General features: G+C 61.2%; 15 protein-coding genes. 8 read left to right on the forward strand and 7 right to left on the reverse strand.

The annotated features are described in order from the left end of the window. Positions 1–406 precede the first annotated feature (406 nt). The 7 genes from BWR02_RS20420 to BWR02_RS20450 all read right to left on the reverse strand — a co-directional run bounded on the left by BWR02_RS20420 (position 407) and on the right by BWR02_RS20450 (position 8,541). Entirely contained in the window at positions 407–1,249 is an 843-nt protein-coding gene (locus BWR02_RS20420; protein ID WP_139559755.1) for a sulfotransferase domain-containing protein, read from the reverse strand. Positions 1,250–1,483: 234 nt separating this feature from the next. Then, positions 1,484–2,242, reverse strand: a complete 759-nt coding sequence (locus BWR02_RS20425; protein ID WP_139559756.1) for a sulfotransferase — start codon at positions 2,240–2,242, stop codon at positions 1,484–1,486. A 282-nt stretch (positions 2,243–2,524) separates the two neighbouring features. Beyond that, positions 2,525–3,832: a glutamate-1-semialdehyde 2,1-aminomutase gene (locus tag BWR02_RS20430; RefSeq protein ID WP_201276353.1), complete on the reverse strand. Its 1,308-nt coding sequence runs from the start codon at positions 3,830–3,832 to the stop codon at positions 2,525–2,527. Positions 3,833–4,188: 356 nt separating this feature from the next. Beyond that, a complete protein-coding gene (gene cysN, locus BWR02_RS20435; protein ID WP_139559758.1) occupies positions 4,189–5,478 on the reverse strand; it encodes a sulfate adenylyltransferase subunit CysN in 1,290 nt (429 codons plus the stop codon). A 61-nt stretch (positions 5,479–5,539) separates the two neighbouring features. Next, positions 5,540–6,496 (reverse strand): sulfate adenylyltransferase subunit CysD, encoded by a 957-nt coding sequence (gene cysD, locus BWR02_RS20440; RefSeq protein WP_139559759.1) that lies wholly within the window; start codon positions 6,494–6,496, stop codon positions 5,540–5,542. A 757-nt stretch (positions 6,497–7,253) separates the two neighbouring features. Then, a complete protein-coding gene (locus tag BWR02_RS20445; protein WP_139559760.1) occupies positions 7,254–7,706 on the reverse strand; it encodes an SH3 domain-containing protein in 453 nt (150 codons plus the stop codon). 295 nt (positions 7,707–8,001) lie between these two features. Next, positions 8,002–8,541 (reverse strand): MarR family winged helix-turn-helix transcriptional regulator, encoded by a 540-nt coding sequence (locus BWR02_RS20450; protein WP_201276354.1) that lies wholly within the window; start codon positions 8,539–8,541, stop codon positions 8,002–8,004. A 149-nt stretch (positions 8,542–8,690) separates the two neighbouring features. Between BWR02_RS20450 and BWR02_RS20455 the strand changes: the two genes are divergently transcribed. The 8 genes from BWR02_RS20455 (at position 8,691) to BWR02_RS20490 (ending at position 17,516) form a co-directional block, all read left to right on the forward strand. Beyond that, entirely contained in the window at positions 8,691–10,937 is a 2,247-nt protein-coding gene (locus tag BWR02_RS20455) for an alpha,alpha-trehalose-phosphate synthase (UDP-forming) (RefSeq protein ID WP_139559761.1), read from the forward strand. Then, a complete protein-coding gene (gene otsB, locus BWR02_RS20460; protein ID WP_162560267.1) occupies positions 10,924–11,715 on the forward strand; it encodes a trehalose-phosphatase in 792 nt (263 codons plus the stop codon). Before BWR02_RS20455 ends, otsB begins: the two co-directional genes overlap by 14 nt. Continuing rightward, positions 11,708–13,507: a glycoside hydrolase family 15 protein gene (locus BWR02_RS20465; protein ID WP_139559763.1), complete on the forward strand. Its 1,800-nt coding sequence runs from the start codon at positions 11,708–11,710 to the stop codon at positions 13,505–13,507. Before otsB ends, BWR02_RS20465 begins: the two co-directional genes overlap by 8 nt. A 241-nt stretch (positions 13,508–13,748) precedes the next feature. Further along, a complete protein-coding gene (locus BWR02_RS20470; RefSeq protein ID WP_139559764.1) occupies positions 13,749–14,903 on the forward strand; it encodes a globin domain-containing protein in 1,155 nt (384 codons plus the stop codon). Positions 14,904–14,932: 29 nt separating this feature from the next. After that, complete coding sequence (locus BWR02_RS20475) at positions 14,933–16,588, forward strand: FAD-binding oxidoreductase (RefSeq protein WP_139559765.1); 1,656 nt, start codon at positions 14,933–14,935, stop codon at positions 16,586–16,588. 307 nt (positions 16,589–16,895) lie between these two features. After that, entirely contained in the window at positions 16,896–17,066 is a 171-nt protein-coding gene (locus BWR02_RS20480) for a rubredoxin (protein ID WP_139559766.1), read from the forward strand. Between the two features lie 38 nt (positions 17,067–17,104). Further along, on the forward strand, positions 17,105–17,314 hold the full coding sequence (locus BWR02_RS20485) for a DUF1289 domain-containing protein (protein ID WP_139559767.1): 210 nt from the start codon (positions 17,105–17,107) through the stop codon (positions 17,312–17,314). A 4-nt stretch (positions 17,315–17,318) separates the two neighbouring features. After that, positions 17,319–17,516 (forward strand): hypothetical protein, encoded by a 198-nt coding sequence (locus BWR02_RS20490; protein WP_139559768.1) that lies wholly within the window; start codon positions 17,319–17,321, stop codon positions 17,514–17,516. Positions 17,517–17,902: the final 386 nt, after the last annotated feature.

Consider the following 17,902-nt stretch of genomic DNA (forward strand, 5'->3'; position numbering starts at 1 on the left):
CAAACCCTGTCAACACCCCCCGCTCCCGTCCGCCTCAGCACCCCAGCAACCAGAACCAAAGCCCCAATCACTCAGCACCAGACGAGCCGCACATTATCCAGAAATAGGATCAGGGTGTCAACAGGTTGTAACAGTGGCCGGCGGAATTTCGCAATCCGCTGGGTCAATCGGCTTGCCGATACGGAACAAGCGACTCCGGGCTCGAAACGAAAAGAAACCGAAAAAGAACGCGCTCAGGGCGCGATGGGCTGAAAGAAAGTTGGGATCGACGGTGAATCCCGCACAACCGCCATACCTTCCCTCTAACCGAACTCACGGCTCGAAGGAGCGGATCAAGTGGTCGAATCGAACGCTGAAAACAAGGCCGCGCCTGCCTTGGACCAAGAGCCGGGCCGGAAACCCCTCGTCATTCCTTTGTCCAGGAGACCGCCCGGGAAGTCAAAACTGCGAGTTGTCTGGTGTCCTCGTCGAAGACGGAATGCAGCTGGGCGCGCGTTTCGGGCAGCATGGCCGGAATTACGGCATCGCTGTCGATCCGGTTGGACGCTTCATATAGTCCACGCAGCGGCGTGCGCCCGAGCGCCTGCCACAGTGATCGCAACCCCAGCGCCTTGGCTCCGGCGCGGCACCTCTTTACGAAGATATCAAGCATGCGGTTGCGTACCACATAACTGGGATTGGCTTTGACATGCAGGGCGGCCGGCCTGTGGTCCTCGGCAATCCCCAGAAATCGATATACCTGACGGACGACCGCATCCGCATCGGCACGGATATCGTCCATGTACAGGATCAGAAGCTGTTCGGGAGGGAATTCAGACAGCCACCGCGAGAGATGCTTCGCATAGAGCCCCTGTTCGACATAGGAGGGGTTCTGAGCCAAGCCCGCCTCGAAGCTGAAATCGGGCCCAGTGTAAAACCCCAAGCGGACAAGATGCTTATGGTGCGAGAGAGCCCGCTCGATCGGGTCACGCAGCGAGACGATGACTTTCAGGCGCGGATCGTACTCCTTGGCTCGCGCTGGCGCATCGTAGTCGTGAAAATAGGATGGCGAGATTTCGCCGACCGCCTTCGCGACACTGCCGCACGCGAAATGCCGCTCGTACCACTGATACCCGTTGTCATAGTGGTAAGAGAAAAAATCCAGCTCCTTGCGCTCGGAGAGACACACCTCTGGATGATCTTCCAGGATGCGGTAGATCCAACTGGAAGCACATTTTTGTGCACCGATACCAATGAATGTCGGTTTCATACGATCCAGACTCAACAATCGTCCCCAAGGAAAATGCAAGGCCACGTTGGCCGAAAAGACCGCAGACCAACGCAAGCGCCTGCGAACACGCGCCCCGATAAATCTGCGCACCGGCTCCCAGATTGCAGGCCCCAAAACCCGGCGCTCTGCAGCCGAGGCACTGAGCGTGCTTGCCTAACTCCCACTGGCACCAGCCCATTACCGACCCGCGCCAATGTCGTGCAGATCACGCGCTCATAGCGGTGACGTCAAAAGTCCCTTTTCCTGCAGCGTTTTCTGCAGCAACTCGTAGTTCGATATATAGCGCGACGCGTCGCCTGTCGATTGCCGAGCAATCTTCGCCTGCGACAAATCGGCGTCGGCCGGGTCCAACTGCAGGAAGCGCAAGGCCTTCGAAACCGTCTCGCTGCGATCTCGAAGCAGATCTTCGTAACGAACCAGCAAGTACGGATTCGTTTCAACCAAACCCGAGAGCATCGTGTCCACCCAGGCCTTGGACTGCAACCGTTTTACCGACGCCCTCAATGGAATATCGACCTTCAGGTCATCGGGATATTCAGTGCCTACGTAGGCATTCGTCGCTACAGCAACGAACTTGGATTTGAGCCATTCCAGGTTATCGTGCCGAACGATGTGAATTATGTGCAATCCGCGTTGCTGGCGGAACCATGCCAGATGCTCGCCGAACCGATCGAAGAACAGAGCCGCGCTGAAACGCGGCGCAATCAGCCATTTGTCCGACGAACTGAAGAGGCTCCGATAGCCAAGCCACTCGATGCGATCCGAGAACAGCCCCTCCATGTGTTGCCGCTCATGATTCATCAAGCCCGAAAAGTCACCGGCAAGGGCCTTCTCGGCAGCGCTAATCTTTCTGAGCCAAGGCACTCGAAGCGACCATTCCCAGCCACAGGCCACAGCCGGATGCATCCCGATGGATTCGGCAAGCGCGCTGCTACCGGTACGCTGGGTACCGACGATCACGAATTTATTCATCAGCTAGGGCTTGATGCAGGTAATAAACTGTCGAAACGGGGAGGACATTCGCCGAGAAACGCGCCACGAAGACTGGCGCTCAATCATACTCATGATTGCGACCCGCAGGACCGTCAGGCTATATCGTGCCGTCACATATGGAGGACTGGTATCCAGTGTCCATTCCATACGGCGACTTGTCTTGCGTCAAACGTAGCAACCTAGGATATCACAGGAGTGATGACCGGCATTTCCGGCATCAAACTGTCCCGAACGACCCAAAAAATGGAGATCAGATCAACTTCAGTTGAACCGGCGGAAGACCGGTTTTACCGAACGACCGACTGCGTATTTTTCGAGACCTTCATCCAGAGCCTTCCGGTAAACCTGCAGCGCGCCGGCAATGGCCTGGATAGCCTCGTCGATATCGGCGTCGGAATGGCTGAAGCTGACAACAAGGTTGGGAGCCAGGACCCCGCGCTTCATCAATTCCGCGAGAAACAAAGTGCGAAAGGGCTGGGATGGCTTACGATCCTGATCGAACGTCCAGAAAACAAGGCAGCAAGGGCGTCCCGCCAATCCGAAAAAGTCCTGAAGGTGCAGTTCCTCCACCGACTTACGAATCCCGGCCGCCAACCGCTCGCCCTGACGCGTCAACACATCCGCCACGTGCTCCCGTTCACACACCTTCATCGTTTCCAGACAAGCTGCCAAGCCCATACTCTCGGCACCATGCGTGGTCGACATCAGAAACACCTTTTCGCGGTCGTGCGCAAGCCCACCCAACTGCATGAACTCACGCTTGCCCGCCAAGGCCGCGACCGCAAACCCGTTCCCCATGGCCTTGCCGAACGTGGACAAGTCAGGATCCAGACCAAAGATCTCCTGGGCCCCGTGAAGGTGATACCGAAATCCAGTGATCATCTCATCCAGTATGAACACGACCCCATGTTGCCGGCAAAGACTCTGGACTTGCTGCAGGAAACCTTCCACGGGCGGATCGGTCTTTTCGGCTTCCAGGATCAGGCACGCGATCTGACCTGGATTCGCATCCAACATGGCCTGCACACTGCCGATGTCGTTATAGGCATACCTGACCGTCAGGTCCTTGATGACCTTCGGAATTCCGGCGTCCATGGGGGTGGCGCCAATAAACCAGTCATCGACCGAGAAGAATGGCTGGTCGCCGCAGATCGCGACCAGGTCCCGGCCGGTGTAGGCACGAGCCAGCTTGACGGCCGCGGTCGTCGCATCAGAACCGTTCTTGGCGAACTTCACCATCTCGGCGCCGCGAATGAGGCCGAGAAAGTGTTCCGCCACCTCGCATTCGATAGCCGCTGGCCTGACGAAGTTGAGGCCCCGCATAGCCTCGCGGCATGCGGCCTGAACCACCGATGGATAGCCATGCCCGAGTATGACCGAGCGCAGCCCGCTCCCGAATTCAATGTATTCGTTGCCGTCGACATCCCACACGCGACAACCATCCCCGCGTGCGATGATGGCGGGATACGCTTCTGGAAACTGGTCCTCACCCTTGGCGTACGTATGCGAACCGCCAGGGACCAACTCCTCGAGCCGCCTCTGCAGCGCGATGGATTTTTCGAAGTTCACGTTAAGACTCCGACCAACTGAAAGAAGACGCATCCCATGCCGTCTGACTGCCCGAGTGTTCCCATCCAAGAGGTGGCCGCTACGACACACCACACCTCTCCCCGGGCTTCAACACCCAGGACCCGTAAAATCTGCCCGCTCAGTGATCACCGCCGTGCGAACGGCTGACGCCTGAAGAGAAAGCGGACAACGCTGGAACGCAGGCCTATGGATGCCCCGCTGAAAGTGGGCACGCAACGGGTGAACAGGATGTGATGCCAGCCTGGGCACGACCGACGCCAGGCCTACAAAACGTTCGCGCCATCGCGAAAACGGAAGGGGGCTGCCGATAATGCAGCCCCAATCTCGTCACAGACTCACTCGGGGGCGATGACGCCCGCACCAACCGTGTTGTTGGTCGCATCATCGATTACGATGAAGCTTCCGGTAATCCGGTTTTCCGAGTACGAATCGACGAATATCGGCTGCTGGAGCCGCAGCTTCACCCGAGCGATATCGTTCATCCGCAACGTGTCCACCCCCGAAATTTTCTCCAGCGTGTTCACATCGACGCGGTACAGCAGTTCCTTGAACGATGCGCGCACAGTGCGGCTGGTGTGCTTCACCCAGTACTTGCGCTGCGGCGTCAACTCCTCCTCGGACAACCAGCACATCGTGGCTTCTAGATCCTGCGTCACGATCGGTTCGGCGCTGGCTGCCACCAGCATGTCCCCGCGGGAAATATCAATTTCGTCAGCCAGTTCCAGCACAACAGCTGAATCAGCCTGCGCCTCGGTCAACGGACCATCAGCGGTCAGAATGCTCTTGACGGTGCTGGTCTTCCCAATGGGAAGGACGCGCACGGCGTCACCTATCCGCACGGTTCCAGCCGCAACGCCGCCCTGATAGCCGCGAAATTCGCCTTCGGTCGGCAGTCCGATCACCGCCTCCGCCTGATTACCCAGCATCACACGCGTCACGCGCTGCACCGGGAAACGGAACGGATGATCCGAACCGTCGTGCAGAGCCGGCACCGTGTCCAGGTAGTCCACCAGCGTGGGACCGGTGTACCAAGGCATGTGGTCTCCGGTTTCCACAACGTTGTCGCCCTCCAGGGCGGACATCGGTATTGGCAGAATCTCGGTGAATCCGAGGTTTTCGGCAAACGCCAGGTAATCGGTCCGGATCGTCTCGAAGACCTCTTTCGAGTAGTCCACGAGGTCCATCTTGTTGATGGCCAGAACGACACGCGGAATGCCGACCAGACGCGCCAGGTACGAGTGGCGACGGGTTTGCGGCAGAACGCCCCGACGCGCGTCGATTAGAATGATACCAACGTCAGCCGTCGATGCCGCCGTGACCATGTTCCGCGTGTACTGCTCATGGCCAGGTGCATCACCGATGATGAACTTGCGCTTGGGTGTCGCGAAGTACCGATAAGCGACGTCGATCGTGATACCTTGCTCGCGCTCGGCCTCCAGGCCATCCGTCAGCAGCGACAGGTCCACCTGCGTCAGACCGCGCCGCTCCGAGGTTTTCTCGATGGCTGACAACTGGTCGGCCAGAATGCTCTTCGAATCGTAAAGGAGCCGCCCGATCAGGGTGCTCTTGCCGTCGTCGACGCTGCCGGCGGTAATGAATCGTAATAAACCGGTATGGGTACTCATGCTTGTTGAACCGACTCCGCGGGAAATTGAAACGGGATGATGATCGATGTAACGAGGGGCCTTAGAAGTACCCTTCCTTTTTCCGGCGCTCCATTGCCGCATCGGAGGTCTGATCATCCAGCCGCGTCGCGCCCCGCTCGGTGATCCGGGTCACTGCCGTTTCGCGCACGATGTCCTCGATCGTCGCCGCTGTCGACTCGACCGGAGCCGTACAGGGAATGTCACCCACGGTCCGGAAGCGGCACGTGATTTTTTCGATCGTCTCGCCGGGTTTTGGCGGCGTCAGGTGCGTGACGGGCACCAGCACCCCGCTGCGGCGCACGATATCGCGTTCGTGGGCGAAGTAAATCTCGGGCAACTCGATCTTTTCCCGCAGGATGTACTGCCAAACGTCGAGTTCGGTCCAGTTGGAGATCGGGAACACCCGCATGTTCTCGCCCTTGTGCACCCGCGTGTTGTACAGTTCCCACAACTCCGGCCGCTGATTCTTCGGATCCCACTGCCCGAATTCGTCGCGGAAGCTGAAGATCCGTTCCTTCGCTCGCGCTTTCTCCTCGTCGCGTCGACCACCGCCGATACACGCGTCGAACTCGAATTCCGCGATGGCTTCCAGCAAGGTCACCGATTGGTACGGGTTACGCGCCTCGTCCGGCGATTTCATCCGGATCGTACCGCGCTTGATCGAATCCTCAAGCGACCGAACAACGAGCTTGCAGCCAAACTTTTCCGCGATTCGATCCCGAAACTCGATGACTTCCGGGTAGTTGTGTTCGGTGTCGACGTGCAGCAGCGTGAAACCGACCTTCTCGGGGAAGTAGGCCTTACGGGCTAGATGGAGGGCGACGGCCGAATCCTTGCCGCCGGAGAAGAGTAGCGCGGCGTTGCGACACTCGGCCGCCACTTCGCGCAGAATGAAGATCGACTCCGCCTCAAGAGCGTCCAAATGGCTGAAGTAGCCACCGGCGTCGCTGTGATGCTCGTCGAGTAAACCCGGGATGTTTTTGGCTGGTACGCTCATAGGCTCACTGGATTTTGGGTTGCTGGCAACCGTTTATGCGAATTTACGCGAGTGTCTAGCATACCTAATCAGAGGGGTATCTGTCCAAGCGGGCAATTCGAACGCAGCCGTTCACGCCAGAGCCGTCGATCCGCCAACGGTCCAATCCGACCCCACCAACCAGCCCTCTCCTCAAGCGGGAGCGCACGCTACGCGCCGAGAAGGAGCTGTCAGGAAACGCTCCGATTTCGCATCCGGGAGGGAGACGGACCGCTGGATAGCAGATTTCACTCGCCAAGGACCGTGCTAACGTGTCACCCGTTCGTATCCGCACGGCCATTTCCGCGTGGAAGCCGGATTCCAGGGATCGCCTTCCAGATTGCTCCGTCTTCGAGCGACCCCGCCGCGGGTGACCGGCGTCACCAGCAGATGAACATCATCGGTCATCACGAGGCGGCAATGGGATGCGAACCGAGTCGGCTCGATCGGAGCCAGCGCGACGACGACCGCCAACACAGCACGCGGCAGACCACCGGGAAATAGGACGCAAGCGGGCCGCTGCCGCGCAAGGGAATGCATCGGACAGTCGGCCGAGGCACCTAACTGCCATCGCCGCATCCGGTTTGAGGTCTCGTGCGAGGGATAGGACGCGTCAACCAGTAAACACCGACCTGTCCTTGCTTTCGCACCTGGCAGCAACAATAAGGCGACGTGGTGGTTCGAGGACTGACCCCAAAATCCCGGAGCTTCTCCTGAGCCCCCCATCAAACACGACGGATCAGCGGCAGCCGCGCCAGAGCAAATCCTCGCGCACCCAGCCGAGTTTCGAGCTATCGTCATAGTAGCCGAGTTGCACCCAGCCGTTGCGCTCGGTCATCACCCTGTAGATTTCGCCGCGCCTCACCTTTTCGACCAAGGGTGCGGCTTGTCTGGAACTCGCGCGGACATTCACATCGTCGGCGATGATCACTGCCGTGCGGGTACCGTCGAGCAGACGGCGCGAGAGCCAGGCCCGGTCGCCCTCCCAGTCCCGAATGCGTACCCAGTCGCCGAGAATCTGCTCTGCCTGAACAGGGTATCCGCGCCCTGCCTGGAACAGGACCTCGTGGTGGGGACCTGGTCCCTTGCGCGCGTTGACCCGATCGGCCGCGACACTGCACACCGATGCCGCGGCCAGTCCCTGTGCGTTGCCGACCGCCAAGACGATCGTCGTCAACAGAAGGTTCTTCATCACTACCTCGCTCTGCACACTGATCCGGAGCGTGTTCGCGCGTCCTGGGAGGCTCGCGGCCGATCCGGTCGTTGACGAGTCGGGTTCGGTTACTACCCTGGTCCGGGAACCACGAATCCGAACTTTTAGTTGTGCGCAAAGTAATTTGCCGTCAAGATATTTGTCAAGATCGAAACGAGGGTTCGGGACAATGCCAGAACGGGGCCAAAGGTATTTCTAGAGACATAGGCCACAGTCCCGACCGGCCGACGGGCCTCTGCCGGCTCGGGGTCGCCCGACGCGGTCGGGCGTGGCGTCAGCGTTGCCGGCCGGTACTCAGGGGTTGCAATGCCGCGCCGTCGTCATCGATCTTCATCGCGGCGACGAGTGCGTCGAGGTTGACGATCAGGGATTGCAGGATTTCCGGGGAGAGCTGAAACAGTGCGGACTGCAGGATCCCGGTCGCCGGCGCCGGAGCCATTTCAAGCAGGTTCAGGCCCGCCGGCGTCGCGGTCAGCAATACGACGCGTTGATCGTCACGTTGCCGTTGTTTCTCGATAAGACCCTTCCGTTCCAGTTTATCCAGCAGATTGCTCGCCGTGGAGGCGTGGATCGACATCGCATGGGCCAGCTCCGAGACGCGTTGCCCGGGTTTTGCCGCCAGTTCGGAAATCGCCCACAGTTGAGCGCTGGACAGGCCGCAGCGCTGCTCCACCCGCAGAGAATGCTGCTGTACGGCGCGAAAAACCATGCGAAACCGCTTCAGCGCCTCGAACGACAGCGCTTGGTCCATCGGAGACATCGCATCGTTTAGACGGCTGCCGTCGTGACTGGATGGGTTAGTGTCGAGTTCCATCGTATCGCTATGATCCGGGTGATGTTGATCGGCATGAGTCCGAGGCCGGTGCGCTCGCCGTCGCCAGGGTCTCAACGGCCTTGAGCTGGACCACACTCTATCGCGGTTCGGCCTCTGCACCACGGGCGGTATGGACTGAGGAGTAACAAATGCGGCTTTCGCTTCGTTTCGTCGTTCCACTACTGGCGATACTGGCCGCTATCGCGTACGCGGTGCTGCCACTGGTCGACGGCCTCGCCCTGCGCTGGTTCGTGCGCGATCTGAACGTGCGTTCGCAGCTGATCGCCAACGCCCTGGAACAGCCACTGACCGAGAGTCTGGCCAGGGATTCCCGAAAGCACACGACCGCCTACCTCACACGTATTATCACCGACGAGCGCCTTTATGCTCTCGCGCTGTGTCTGCGGGACGGTTCGTCAGTCGTTGCAACCAATACCTTCCCCGAGTCGATCCGTTGCGACGACCTCGAACGTTTCGACCTGCCCCTCCAACGCCTGATCGACACCCCTCAGGGTCTGCTGCACGTTGCGGTCGAGCCGTTGAAGAGAGACGGACTGCAAATCGGTGATCTGGTGTTGGTCCACGACATGAGTTTTGTGCAGCGTCGTAGCGAGGAAACACGGCGTTACTTGTACGCGTTCTTCGTGGCGCTGGGCCTCGTGATCTCGCTGATCACGGTGGTGATCGCGCAGCTGAGCTGGCGCGGATGGGTGCAGGGCACCCGCGCGCTGTTGCGCGGTGAAGGATTGGTGCGCCCAAGCGAACGGGGCGCATTGCCGGAACTGCGCATGATCGAGCGCGATCTGCGCGAACTGATGCGCGATTTGCGAACGGAGTACCGCTCGCGCGACCCGGCGCAGACCGATTGGTCACCCGACACGCTGCGAGACATCCTCCGCCGCGACCTGCGTGGCGAAGACATCATCGCTGTCTCGAACCGGGAGCCCTATATTCATGTGCGCAAGAATGACGAGATCGAGGTATTGCGCCCGGCAAGCGGACTGGTGACCGCGCTCGAGCCGATCATGCGCGCCTGTTCCGGCACCTGGATAGCGCACGGCAGCGGTGACGCCGATCGCGAGGTCGTGGACACCAACGACCGGGTCGCTGTGCCGCCCGAGCACGCTGCCTACCGCATCCGCCGGATCTGGCTGACGGCCGACGAGGAGCAGGGATACTACTTCGGCTTCGCCAATGAGGGCTTGTGGCCGCTTTGCCATATCGCACACGTACGCCCGGCTTTCCGCGCTGGCGATTGGCGAGCCTATGTCGAAGTGAATCAGCGCTTTGCGCAGGCCGTAATCGACGAATCACGGGATGCCAGTCCGATCGTGCTGGTGCAGGACTACCACTGCGCATTGGTGCCGCGCATGATCCGCGAACAGCTGCCCGATGCCACGATCATCACCTTCTGGCATATTCCCTGGCCGAACCCGGAGTCGTTCGCAATCTGCCCGTGGCGGGCCGAGCTGCTGGATGGTTTGCTCGGCAGCAGCATCCTCGGGTTTCACACGCGTTTCCATTGCAACAACTTCGTCGATACGGTGGATCGCTTACTTGAGGCCAGGGTCGATCGCGAGACGCTGGATGTGACTTATGGGGGGCTGTGCACCGCGGTCAAACGTTACCCTATCTCGATCGAATGGCCACCGCCGCCCGAGACGACGCGGAAGACCGTCGAGGCATGCCGGAGCGACATCCGGCGCCGCTACCGTCTGCCGGCGGCACAGAAGGTCGGTATCGGCGTCGACCGGCTGGACTACACGAAAGGCATCCTGGAGCGCTTCATGGCTGTGGAACGCCTGTTGGAGTTGCATCCCGAATGGATCGGTAAATTCTCGCTGATCCAGATCGCCGCACCGTCGCGGTCGAGCATCCGCGAATACCAGAGCTTCGAGGTGGAGGTACGTGCGCTCGCCTCCCGGATCAACGCGCGCTTCGCGCCGGGCGGCGTGCCGCCCATCGTACTGAGGATCGCCCACCACGGGCCGGCCGAGGTTTACGAACATTACCGCGGCGCGGATCTTTGTTTCGTCAGCAGTCTGCACGATGGTATGAATCTTGTTGCGAAAGAGTTCATCGCCTGCCGGGACGACGATCAGGGCGTATTGATCCTGAGCCAGTTCACCGGGGCGGCCCGGGAACTCCCCGAGGCCCTGATCGTCAATCCCTACGACAATGAGCAGTGCGCTGCCGCCCTCCATCTGGCGTTGACGATGCCACCAAAGGAACAACAACTGCGTATGCGACTGATGAGGGGTCTGGTACAGCAGTTCAATGTGTTTCGCTGGGCTGGCCGCATGTTGCTGGACGCTGCAGGGATGCGCTCACGCGTGTACCTCGGCGACAAACCAGGACTTCCACCAAAGCGCGCAGTGCCCCGTGCGCGAGTTTGATCGGCTGGAGCCGGCTTCCGGCATCGCCACGGGACCGGCTGCCGGGTCCTGCGCTCCGCACCATTGCGCTTATTTTCTGGACTTCGACGGTACCCTGGTCGAGATAGCGGAACATCCTGCCTGGGTCGACGTCGATCCCGATCTCCGGTCACTGGTCGCGGCGCTGCGCCGGGTGGCCGCCGGTGCCGTGGCGATCGTCAGCGGACGGCCCATCGCCGATATCGATCGCCTGTTCGAACCCATTCGGCTGCCGGCGGCGGGGCAGCACGGGGCCGAATGGCGCGACGCGAGCGGGAGCGTGCACCGACAGGCTTTCGATGAGCGCGGGCTCGCGATGCTGCGAGCCGCAGCACGGGAGTGGCGGCGACGGTTCCCGGAGTTGGTCGTCGAGGACAAGGGCTTGTCGGTCGCCTTCCATTTTCGGCGTCAGCCCGAGATGGCAGGCGAACTCGAGGCCCTGCTATCTGAACGGATCCAGCAACTCGGCCGCAGTTTCCAACTCCAGCATGGGAAAATGGTGCTCGAGGCGAAACCGGCCGGGATCGACAAGGGCCGGGCGATCCGCCGCTTCCTGGACGATCCCCCGTTTCGCGGACGCCAGCCGGTCTTCATCGGTGACGATGCCACCGATGAACACGGCTTCGCGCTCGTGAACAGCCTCGGCGGCTTGTCGATCAAAGTGGGGCACGGAGCAAGCGTCGCGCGGGTAAGGCTCAAAGATGTCGATGCCGTGCGCGGGTGGCTGCGCCGGATGCTGATGGAGCACGGCCATGACTGAGCGTTTACAGAACCTGGAACTTGGTCTGATCGGCAACAGCACGGTCGCCGTGCTGGTGGATGAGCATGGCGAGATCGTCTGGGGCTGTTTTCCCCGCTTCGACAGCGACGCGGTGTTCTGCTCCTTGTTGCGTGGTGAACGCCGACCCGACGATGCGGGCTTTTACGCCATCGAACTGATCGATCTCGCTGAGAGCAGCCAGACCTATCAGGAGAACACCGCGATACTCGTGACCCGGCTGCAGGACCGGCACGGCAACGCCATCGAGATCACCGATTTCGCACCCCGCTTTCGGCAGTTCGGCCGCATGTTCTGCCCGATGATGCTGGTCCGTCAGGTACGGCGTCTCGCCGGCACGCCCCGCGTGCGCTTTCGGGTGCGGCCGGCGCAGAACTACGGCGAAGGGCGAGCGCACGTGACCTGGGGCAGCCATCATGTTCGCTACCAGACCTCCGAACTGGCGCTGCGCCTGACTACTGATGCGCCCATCACCGCAATCCTGGAAGAGTATCCGCTGTTCCTGGAGGCCGAGTACACGCTGCTACTGGGCCCTGATGAGACCGTCGGGGAAGCCGTAGGTCCGCTGGGGCGGCGCTTCCATGAGGAGACGGCCGGATACTGGCACGAATGGGTACGCTACCTTTCGATCCCGTACGAATGGCAGGAGGCTGTGATCCGGGCAGCGATCACGCTCAAGCTGAATGCGTTCGACGACACCGGGGCCATCATCGCGGCAGTGACGACCTCGATCCCGGAGGCGGCGGGTTCCGGCCGGAACTGGGATTATCGCTACTGCTGGCTCCGCGACGGCTATTTCACCGTCAACGCCCTGAACCGCCTGGGGACGACGCGCACGATGGAGCGTTACATCGCATTCATCGTCAACATCGCGGCAGGCACTGCCGACGGCTCGTTGCAGCCGTGCTACGGCATCACGGGTGCGACAAATCTGGAAGAACGTGTCGTGCCGTCGCTTACGGGGTATCGCGCGATGGGCCCGGTCCGGGTCGGGAACCAGGCCTACCGTCAGGTTCAGCACGATGTGTACGGCTCGGCGATCCTGACCGCGACGCACATGTTTTTCGACCGGCGTCTGACCCGTCGCGGCGACCGCGTCCTGTTCGCACGCCTGGAACGTCTCGGCGACCGCGCGTTCGCGCTTTTCGACAAACCCGATGCCGGGCTGTGGGAACTGCGCGGCATGGCCCGCATCCACACTTTCTCGAGTCTGATGTGCTGGGCCGGTTGCGACCGGCTGGCCCGGATCGCCCGACAACTCGGCCTGGTCGATCGCGCGGACGAATGGGAGCGTCGCGCCGGGATCATTCGCGAAACGATACTCGCGCGGGGCTGGAGTGAAACTCGGCAGAGTTTCGTCGCCAGTTTCGAAGGCGACACCCTGGACGCCAGCCTGCTATTGATCAACGAACTCGGTTTCCTGCCGGCCGATGACCCCCGCTTCGCGGCGACGGTTACCGCTATCGAAGGGGAGCTCAAGCGGGGCGATTTCGTGTTTCGCTACGTCGAGAGCGACGACTTCGGGGAGCCGGAGAATGCGTTCGTGATCTGCACCTTTTGGTATCTGTATGCGATCGCGGCGCTCGGCCGCAAGGACGAGGCCCGGGCCTTGTTTGAACGCCTGATCGCGTGCCGCAATCGGCTTGGCCTGATGGCTGAGCATATCGATCCCGCCACCGGCGAACCCTGGGGCAACTTCGTGCAGACCTACAGCATGGTCGGCCTGATCAGCGCCGCAATACGGCTTTCGATACGCTGGGACGAAGCATTCTGACGCCGCTCCCACGCGTCGAGTGATCGACACGCACTTCACGGGAACGACTGCGCCGTCCGCTACGTAGTCCTACGTATTGACGGCTTTGGTCCGGAGCGCGACCCTCACAGTTGAAGGGAAGCAATAAAGGCGCAACAGGGAAGGCCAAGAAGCGCCAGCGCCGGCACCCGGTTCTTCCGCAAATTTCGAGATCCACCCGGGTACCGACTCACGCCCATCGGAATTGAGGGGGGATCGGGTCATGAAGCCATTCGCTTGGTTCGGGGCGAAGCGTAAAGCAGCGCGCGATCGACATCACGAGGCACCAGCCAGTCGCGAAACGCCGGCGGTAAGCACGCCGGGTCCGCTGCACGCCGACACAGGCGCCCCCGACACGGCAGTTCGACCCGCTGAATCGCTCCAGGCAAAGAAACCTCCCCCACCACGCGGCCTGCTGCCCGGCTCCGACGGTGAACACCGGCTGCAGTGCGAGTACGGGTCTGAGGAGCGAGCTCACGGCTTCTACACCCGCCAGGTCCTGGACTACCTGTCACCGACGATGCAGGCGTTCATCGCACGACAGGAAATTCTTTTCGTGGCAACGGCCGACCGCCATGGCGAATGCGACTGCACCTCGAAATTCGGCCGGCCGGGCTTCATCCGGGTGCTGGACGAAAAGTACCTGATCTATCCCGAGTATCGCGGCAACGGGGTGTTCGCAAACCTTGGCAACATTACCGAGAACCCGCATATCGCGATGCTGATCCTGGATCTTTACCGCGACACCATCGGCTTGCACGTCAACGGCCGGGCGCGAATCGTGACGAACGAAGAACTGCTTGCCTGCCGAGACGATCTGCCGAACGACGTCATGGACGAAATCGGCCTGGAAGGCAAGAAGCGGCCCGAGCGCTGGGTCATGGTCGAGGTGGAAGAAGCCTACATCCAATGCTCGAAGCATATCCCGCTGATGAAAAAGCTGGACAAGCGGGTCGACTGGGGCACGGATAACGTAGTTGCCAAAGGAGGCGATTACTTCCGCCTGCAGGAAATTCCGCTTTACGACCGTATCGGCGGCGACAAGGCGATGGAAGTGCTGGTCGACGACTTCTACCGTCGCGTTCTTAAGGACGACTTCGTCGGCCGCTTTTTCGAGGACGTCGACATGGAAGCGCAACGTCTGAAGCAGAAGTCCTTCCTGGCCATGGCCTTCGGTGGCCCTTACCCCTATTCAGGCAAGGACTTACGCTCGGTGCACAAACGCCTGATCGATGAACTGGGACTCACCGACGCCCACTTCGACCGGGTGTTGCAGCACTTTCGGGATACCGTGATCGCAGCACAGCTACCGGAACCGGAGGTCAACGGGCTCTGCGAGATCCTGGAAGGTTTTCGCGACGATGTAATGAACCGCTGAATCCGAAAAGCCACCGTGGGGCTCCTGCCATGAATGAGGTCTACGAATTCGCTGCCAAGTGGCCGAAGCGCCTGTTCGGCGACGTCGGCCATCATGACCTGGCGCCACCCGATCCCGGAGAGCACGCTCATGGCGGAGATCCGCGCTCCGCGCTGTGGGCTCGCAGTTTCTTTTCGGGCACCCGGCGTTGCGATTCGACCCAGTCCGACCGTCTGGTCGTCGTGCGACGCGGCATCCCGGTCCACGAGTTCGATCTGCGGGAACTGCCGCCAGAGGCGGTCATCGGGCGTCACCCGTCCGCCGCGATCCGGCTGGAGGCCTTCGGTCTCGGCATGTTTCACGCATGCTTGTGGCGCTTCGACGACGAGTTCTACATCGAAGCGCTGGAACCCGCTTGCGAGACGCAGGTAGACCGCAAGCGCCTCGTTCACAAGGATCCGGCAAGGCTTTTCGACGGTACCGTCGTCGAGATTCCCGGCTATCAGCTGTTGTTTACGCTCGCCTCGGTGGCGGCATCAGGCGCAAGCGGGGAAACCGATCCATCCGTCGCAATGCGGACCCTCGTCCGGACCGAGGCGTCGCTACCAGCACCTCTTTCTCCGCAGCGGTCGGAACTACTCGAAGAGCGCCAACGACTGCCGCTGTGGCGTGAAGGCACCGCGGGGCTACGCGTCGTCGATATCCTCGACGAGACCGCCGACACCCGGACCTTTCGGTTCGCCGGCGAGTCGCCGATGCTCTTCTGCTATCAGCCGGGCCAGTACGTGACCTTGCTGCTGGAGATCGACGGCCGCGAGGTGCACCGCTGTTACAGCATGTCCTCCACTCCCTCACGCCCGCACCTGTTGGAACTCACCGTAAAGCGCATGCCTGGTGGACTGGTGTCGAACTGGCTGTGCGACCGCGTCGGAATCGGCGACGTGCTGCGCGCCCAGGCGCCTGCGGGTCGCTTCAGCTGTGTCGCGAATCCGGCGCGGAAGCTGTTGTTCGTGGGAGCCGGGAGCGGCATCACGCCTATCATGTCGATGTGTCGCTGGATCGTCGACACCGCCGCGGACGTCGACCTCACGCTCCTCGCGTCGTTCCGGAGGCCGGAAGACATCCTCTTTCGCCGGGAACTCGAATGGCTGTCGATCCGCCACCCGGCCTTCCGTGTCGCACTGACACTCACCGGGGAAGGGGTCGGGGCCCGGGGCTGGACCGGCATCACCGGCCGGGTCAATGCCGGGATGCTGTCGCTCGTCGCACCGGATCTGCATGACCGGCAGGTCTTCCTTTGCGGTCCCGAGCCCTTCATGGACGATGTCCGCACATTGTTGCGGCAACTCGATTTCGACTTCTCGGCCCTGCACGCGGAGAGTTTCGGGCGCTCCCACGTCACCTGCGGTGCCGTTTCGGGGACCACTCCGTTGAATCTCACCGGGACACGGCATCGCGTGATCTTTCGCACTTCGGGCCTGTCCGTGGAAACCGACGAGCACACCTCATTGCTGGAACTCGCCGAAGCCCACGGCATCGGCATCGACTTCAATTGCCGCGCCGGAAACTGCGGGGAGTGCGAAGTCAAGTGCCGGGGCGAGGTCGCTTTCGCGCCCACCTGCGAGATCGACGCGGCCTCGCGCGCGGCCGGCTTCGTCTGGGCCTGCTCATGCACGGCTCGATCCGATCTTGAAGTGGACGCCTGAGGGCTCGTCAGAGCGGAAGCGGGTCGAGCGCGCAGGCAAGCACCAAATTGCTCAGACATTTCACAGGGTCCGGGCGAGGCTTGCCAACACCGCCCAGCCGTCATTGTATGATCGCCTGGCCGGGTGATGTTTGTGAGTCGATACCTTGCAGGCTCGCGACCCACACTAGCCTTTCGCCACCAGCGGAGGGACAGGCGCAGGCATTGCCGTAGTGCCCGCGGTCCATCCCTGGCGATCGCCGCGGCCGCTGCCCTTTTGCGGCAGACCGCACTCGTTCACGACAACAACAACGACACGGTATCCGAGGATGTCCGACTACAAAAAGTACCGATGCATGGAATGTGAGCACGTCTATGACGAGGCCAACGGCGATCCCGACAGCGGCATCGCCCCGGGGACTCGATGGGAGGACATTCCCGAGAGCTGGGCCTGCCCGATCTGCGGCGCACCCAAGAGCTTTTTCGAGCGAATGGATTAACCGCCCCGACGCCCACCTTCAACCAGGAGGAACTCGCCATGCAATTCAGACCCTGTGTACCCGACCACTGCACCAAGGAGGGAACGCACTGCGAAGGGTGTGGTCGCTCTCACGAAGAGATTGCCGAGACGAAACAGATGATCATGGCGCTGGTCGGTTTCGCCCAGCGTCAAGGCTATGACAACGTGGACGAATTCTCGGAATTCGTCGCCAGAAGCGTGTCGGCCAAATGTAAGGCGGCGATGTAACGCCATGCTTGCCCTTACCGAAATGGATCGGCTGTGGCAGCGTCATGGCTTGTGGCTGGGCGCCTTCTTCCTGCTATTCGAAGCGGCCGTCTGGGGTAGCGGTTCCACCGGCTTCCTCACTTCCCTGTTGTCCGGAATCAGCGCCTCGCTTTTTGCCGGTCTCATGATGCTGTTGGTCGCCTTCGTCCACTCGACCGACTGACGGCGACAACCGCGGGCGACGGTGATCATGAAAAACTGGCGCCCCGGCCTATCGGTCACGCAGATCGCGGAAATCCAAATCGGGGCCGGCGTGCTCGACGGACAGCACCTGTGTGGCTGGACGAGGGCGAGTGTCGCCGTATACCGTGCGGTGCGCTTCGCAGATTACAGGGGGAACGAGGAGGGGAATCCGAAAAGCACCCGGCTGGAGGCGTCGGTTGGTCGGAAGCGAAGAACTGCCCCCCTATAAGGGTTAATTCGGGTTCGGAAGTTTTCAAGGTAGTTGTCGCCTCGGTGCTTAAGCTTCATGCGGCTTTTTGGGACGGTTGGGTCAGCTCCTTGTCAGGGTGGTCAGGCGTGTTGGTCTGGTCCGGGTTCAAGTGAACG

Origin of the sequence: Methylotetracoccus oryzae (genome assembly GCF_006175985.1) — a bacterium.
Taxonomy (GTDB): Bacteria; Pseudomonadota; Gammaproteobacteria; order Methylococcales; family Methylococcaceae; genus Methylotetracoccus; species Methylotetracoccus oryzae.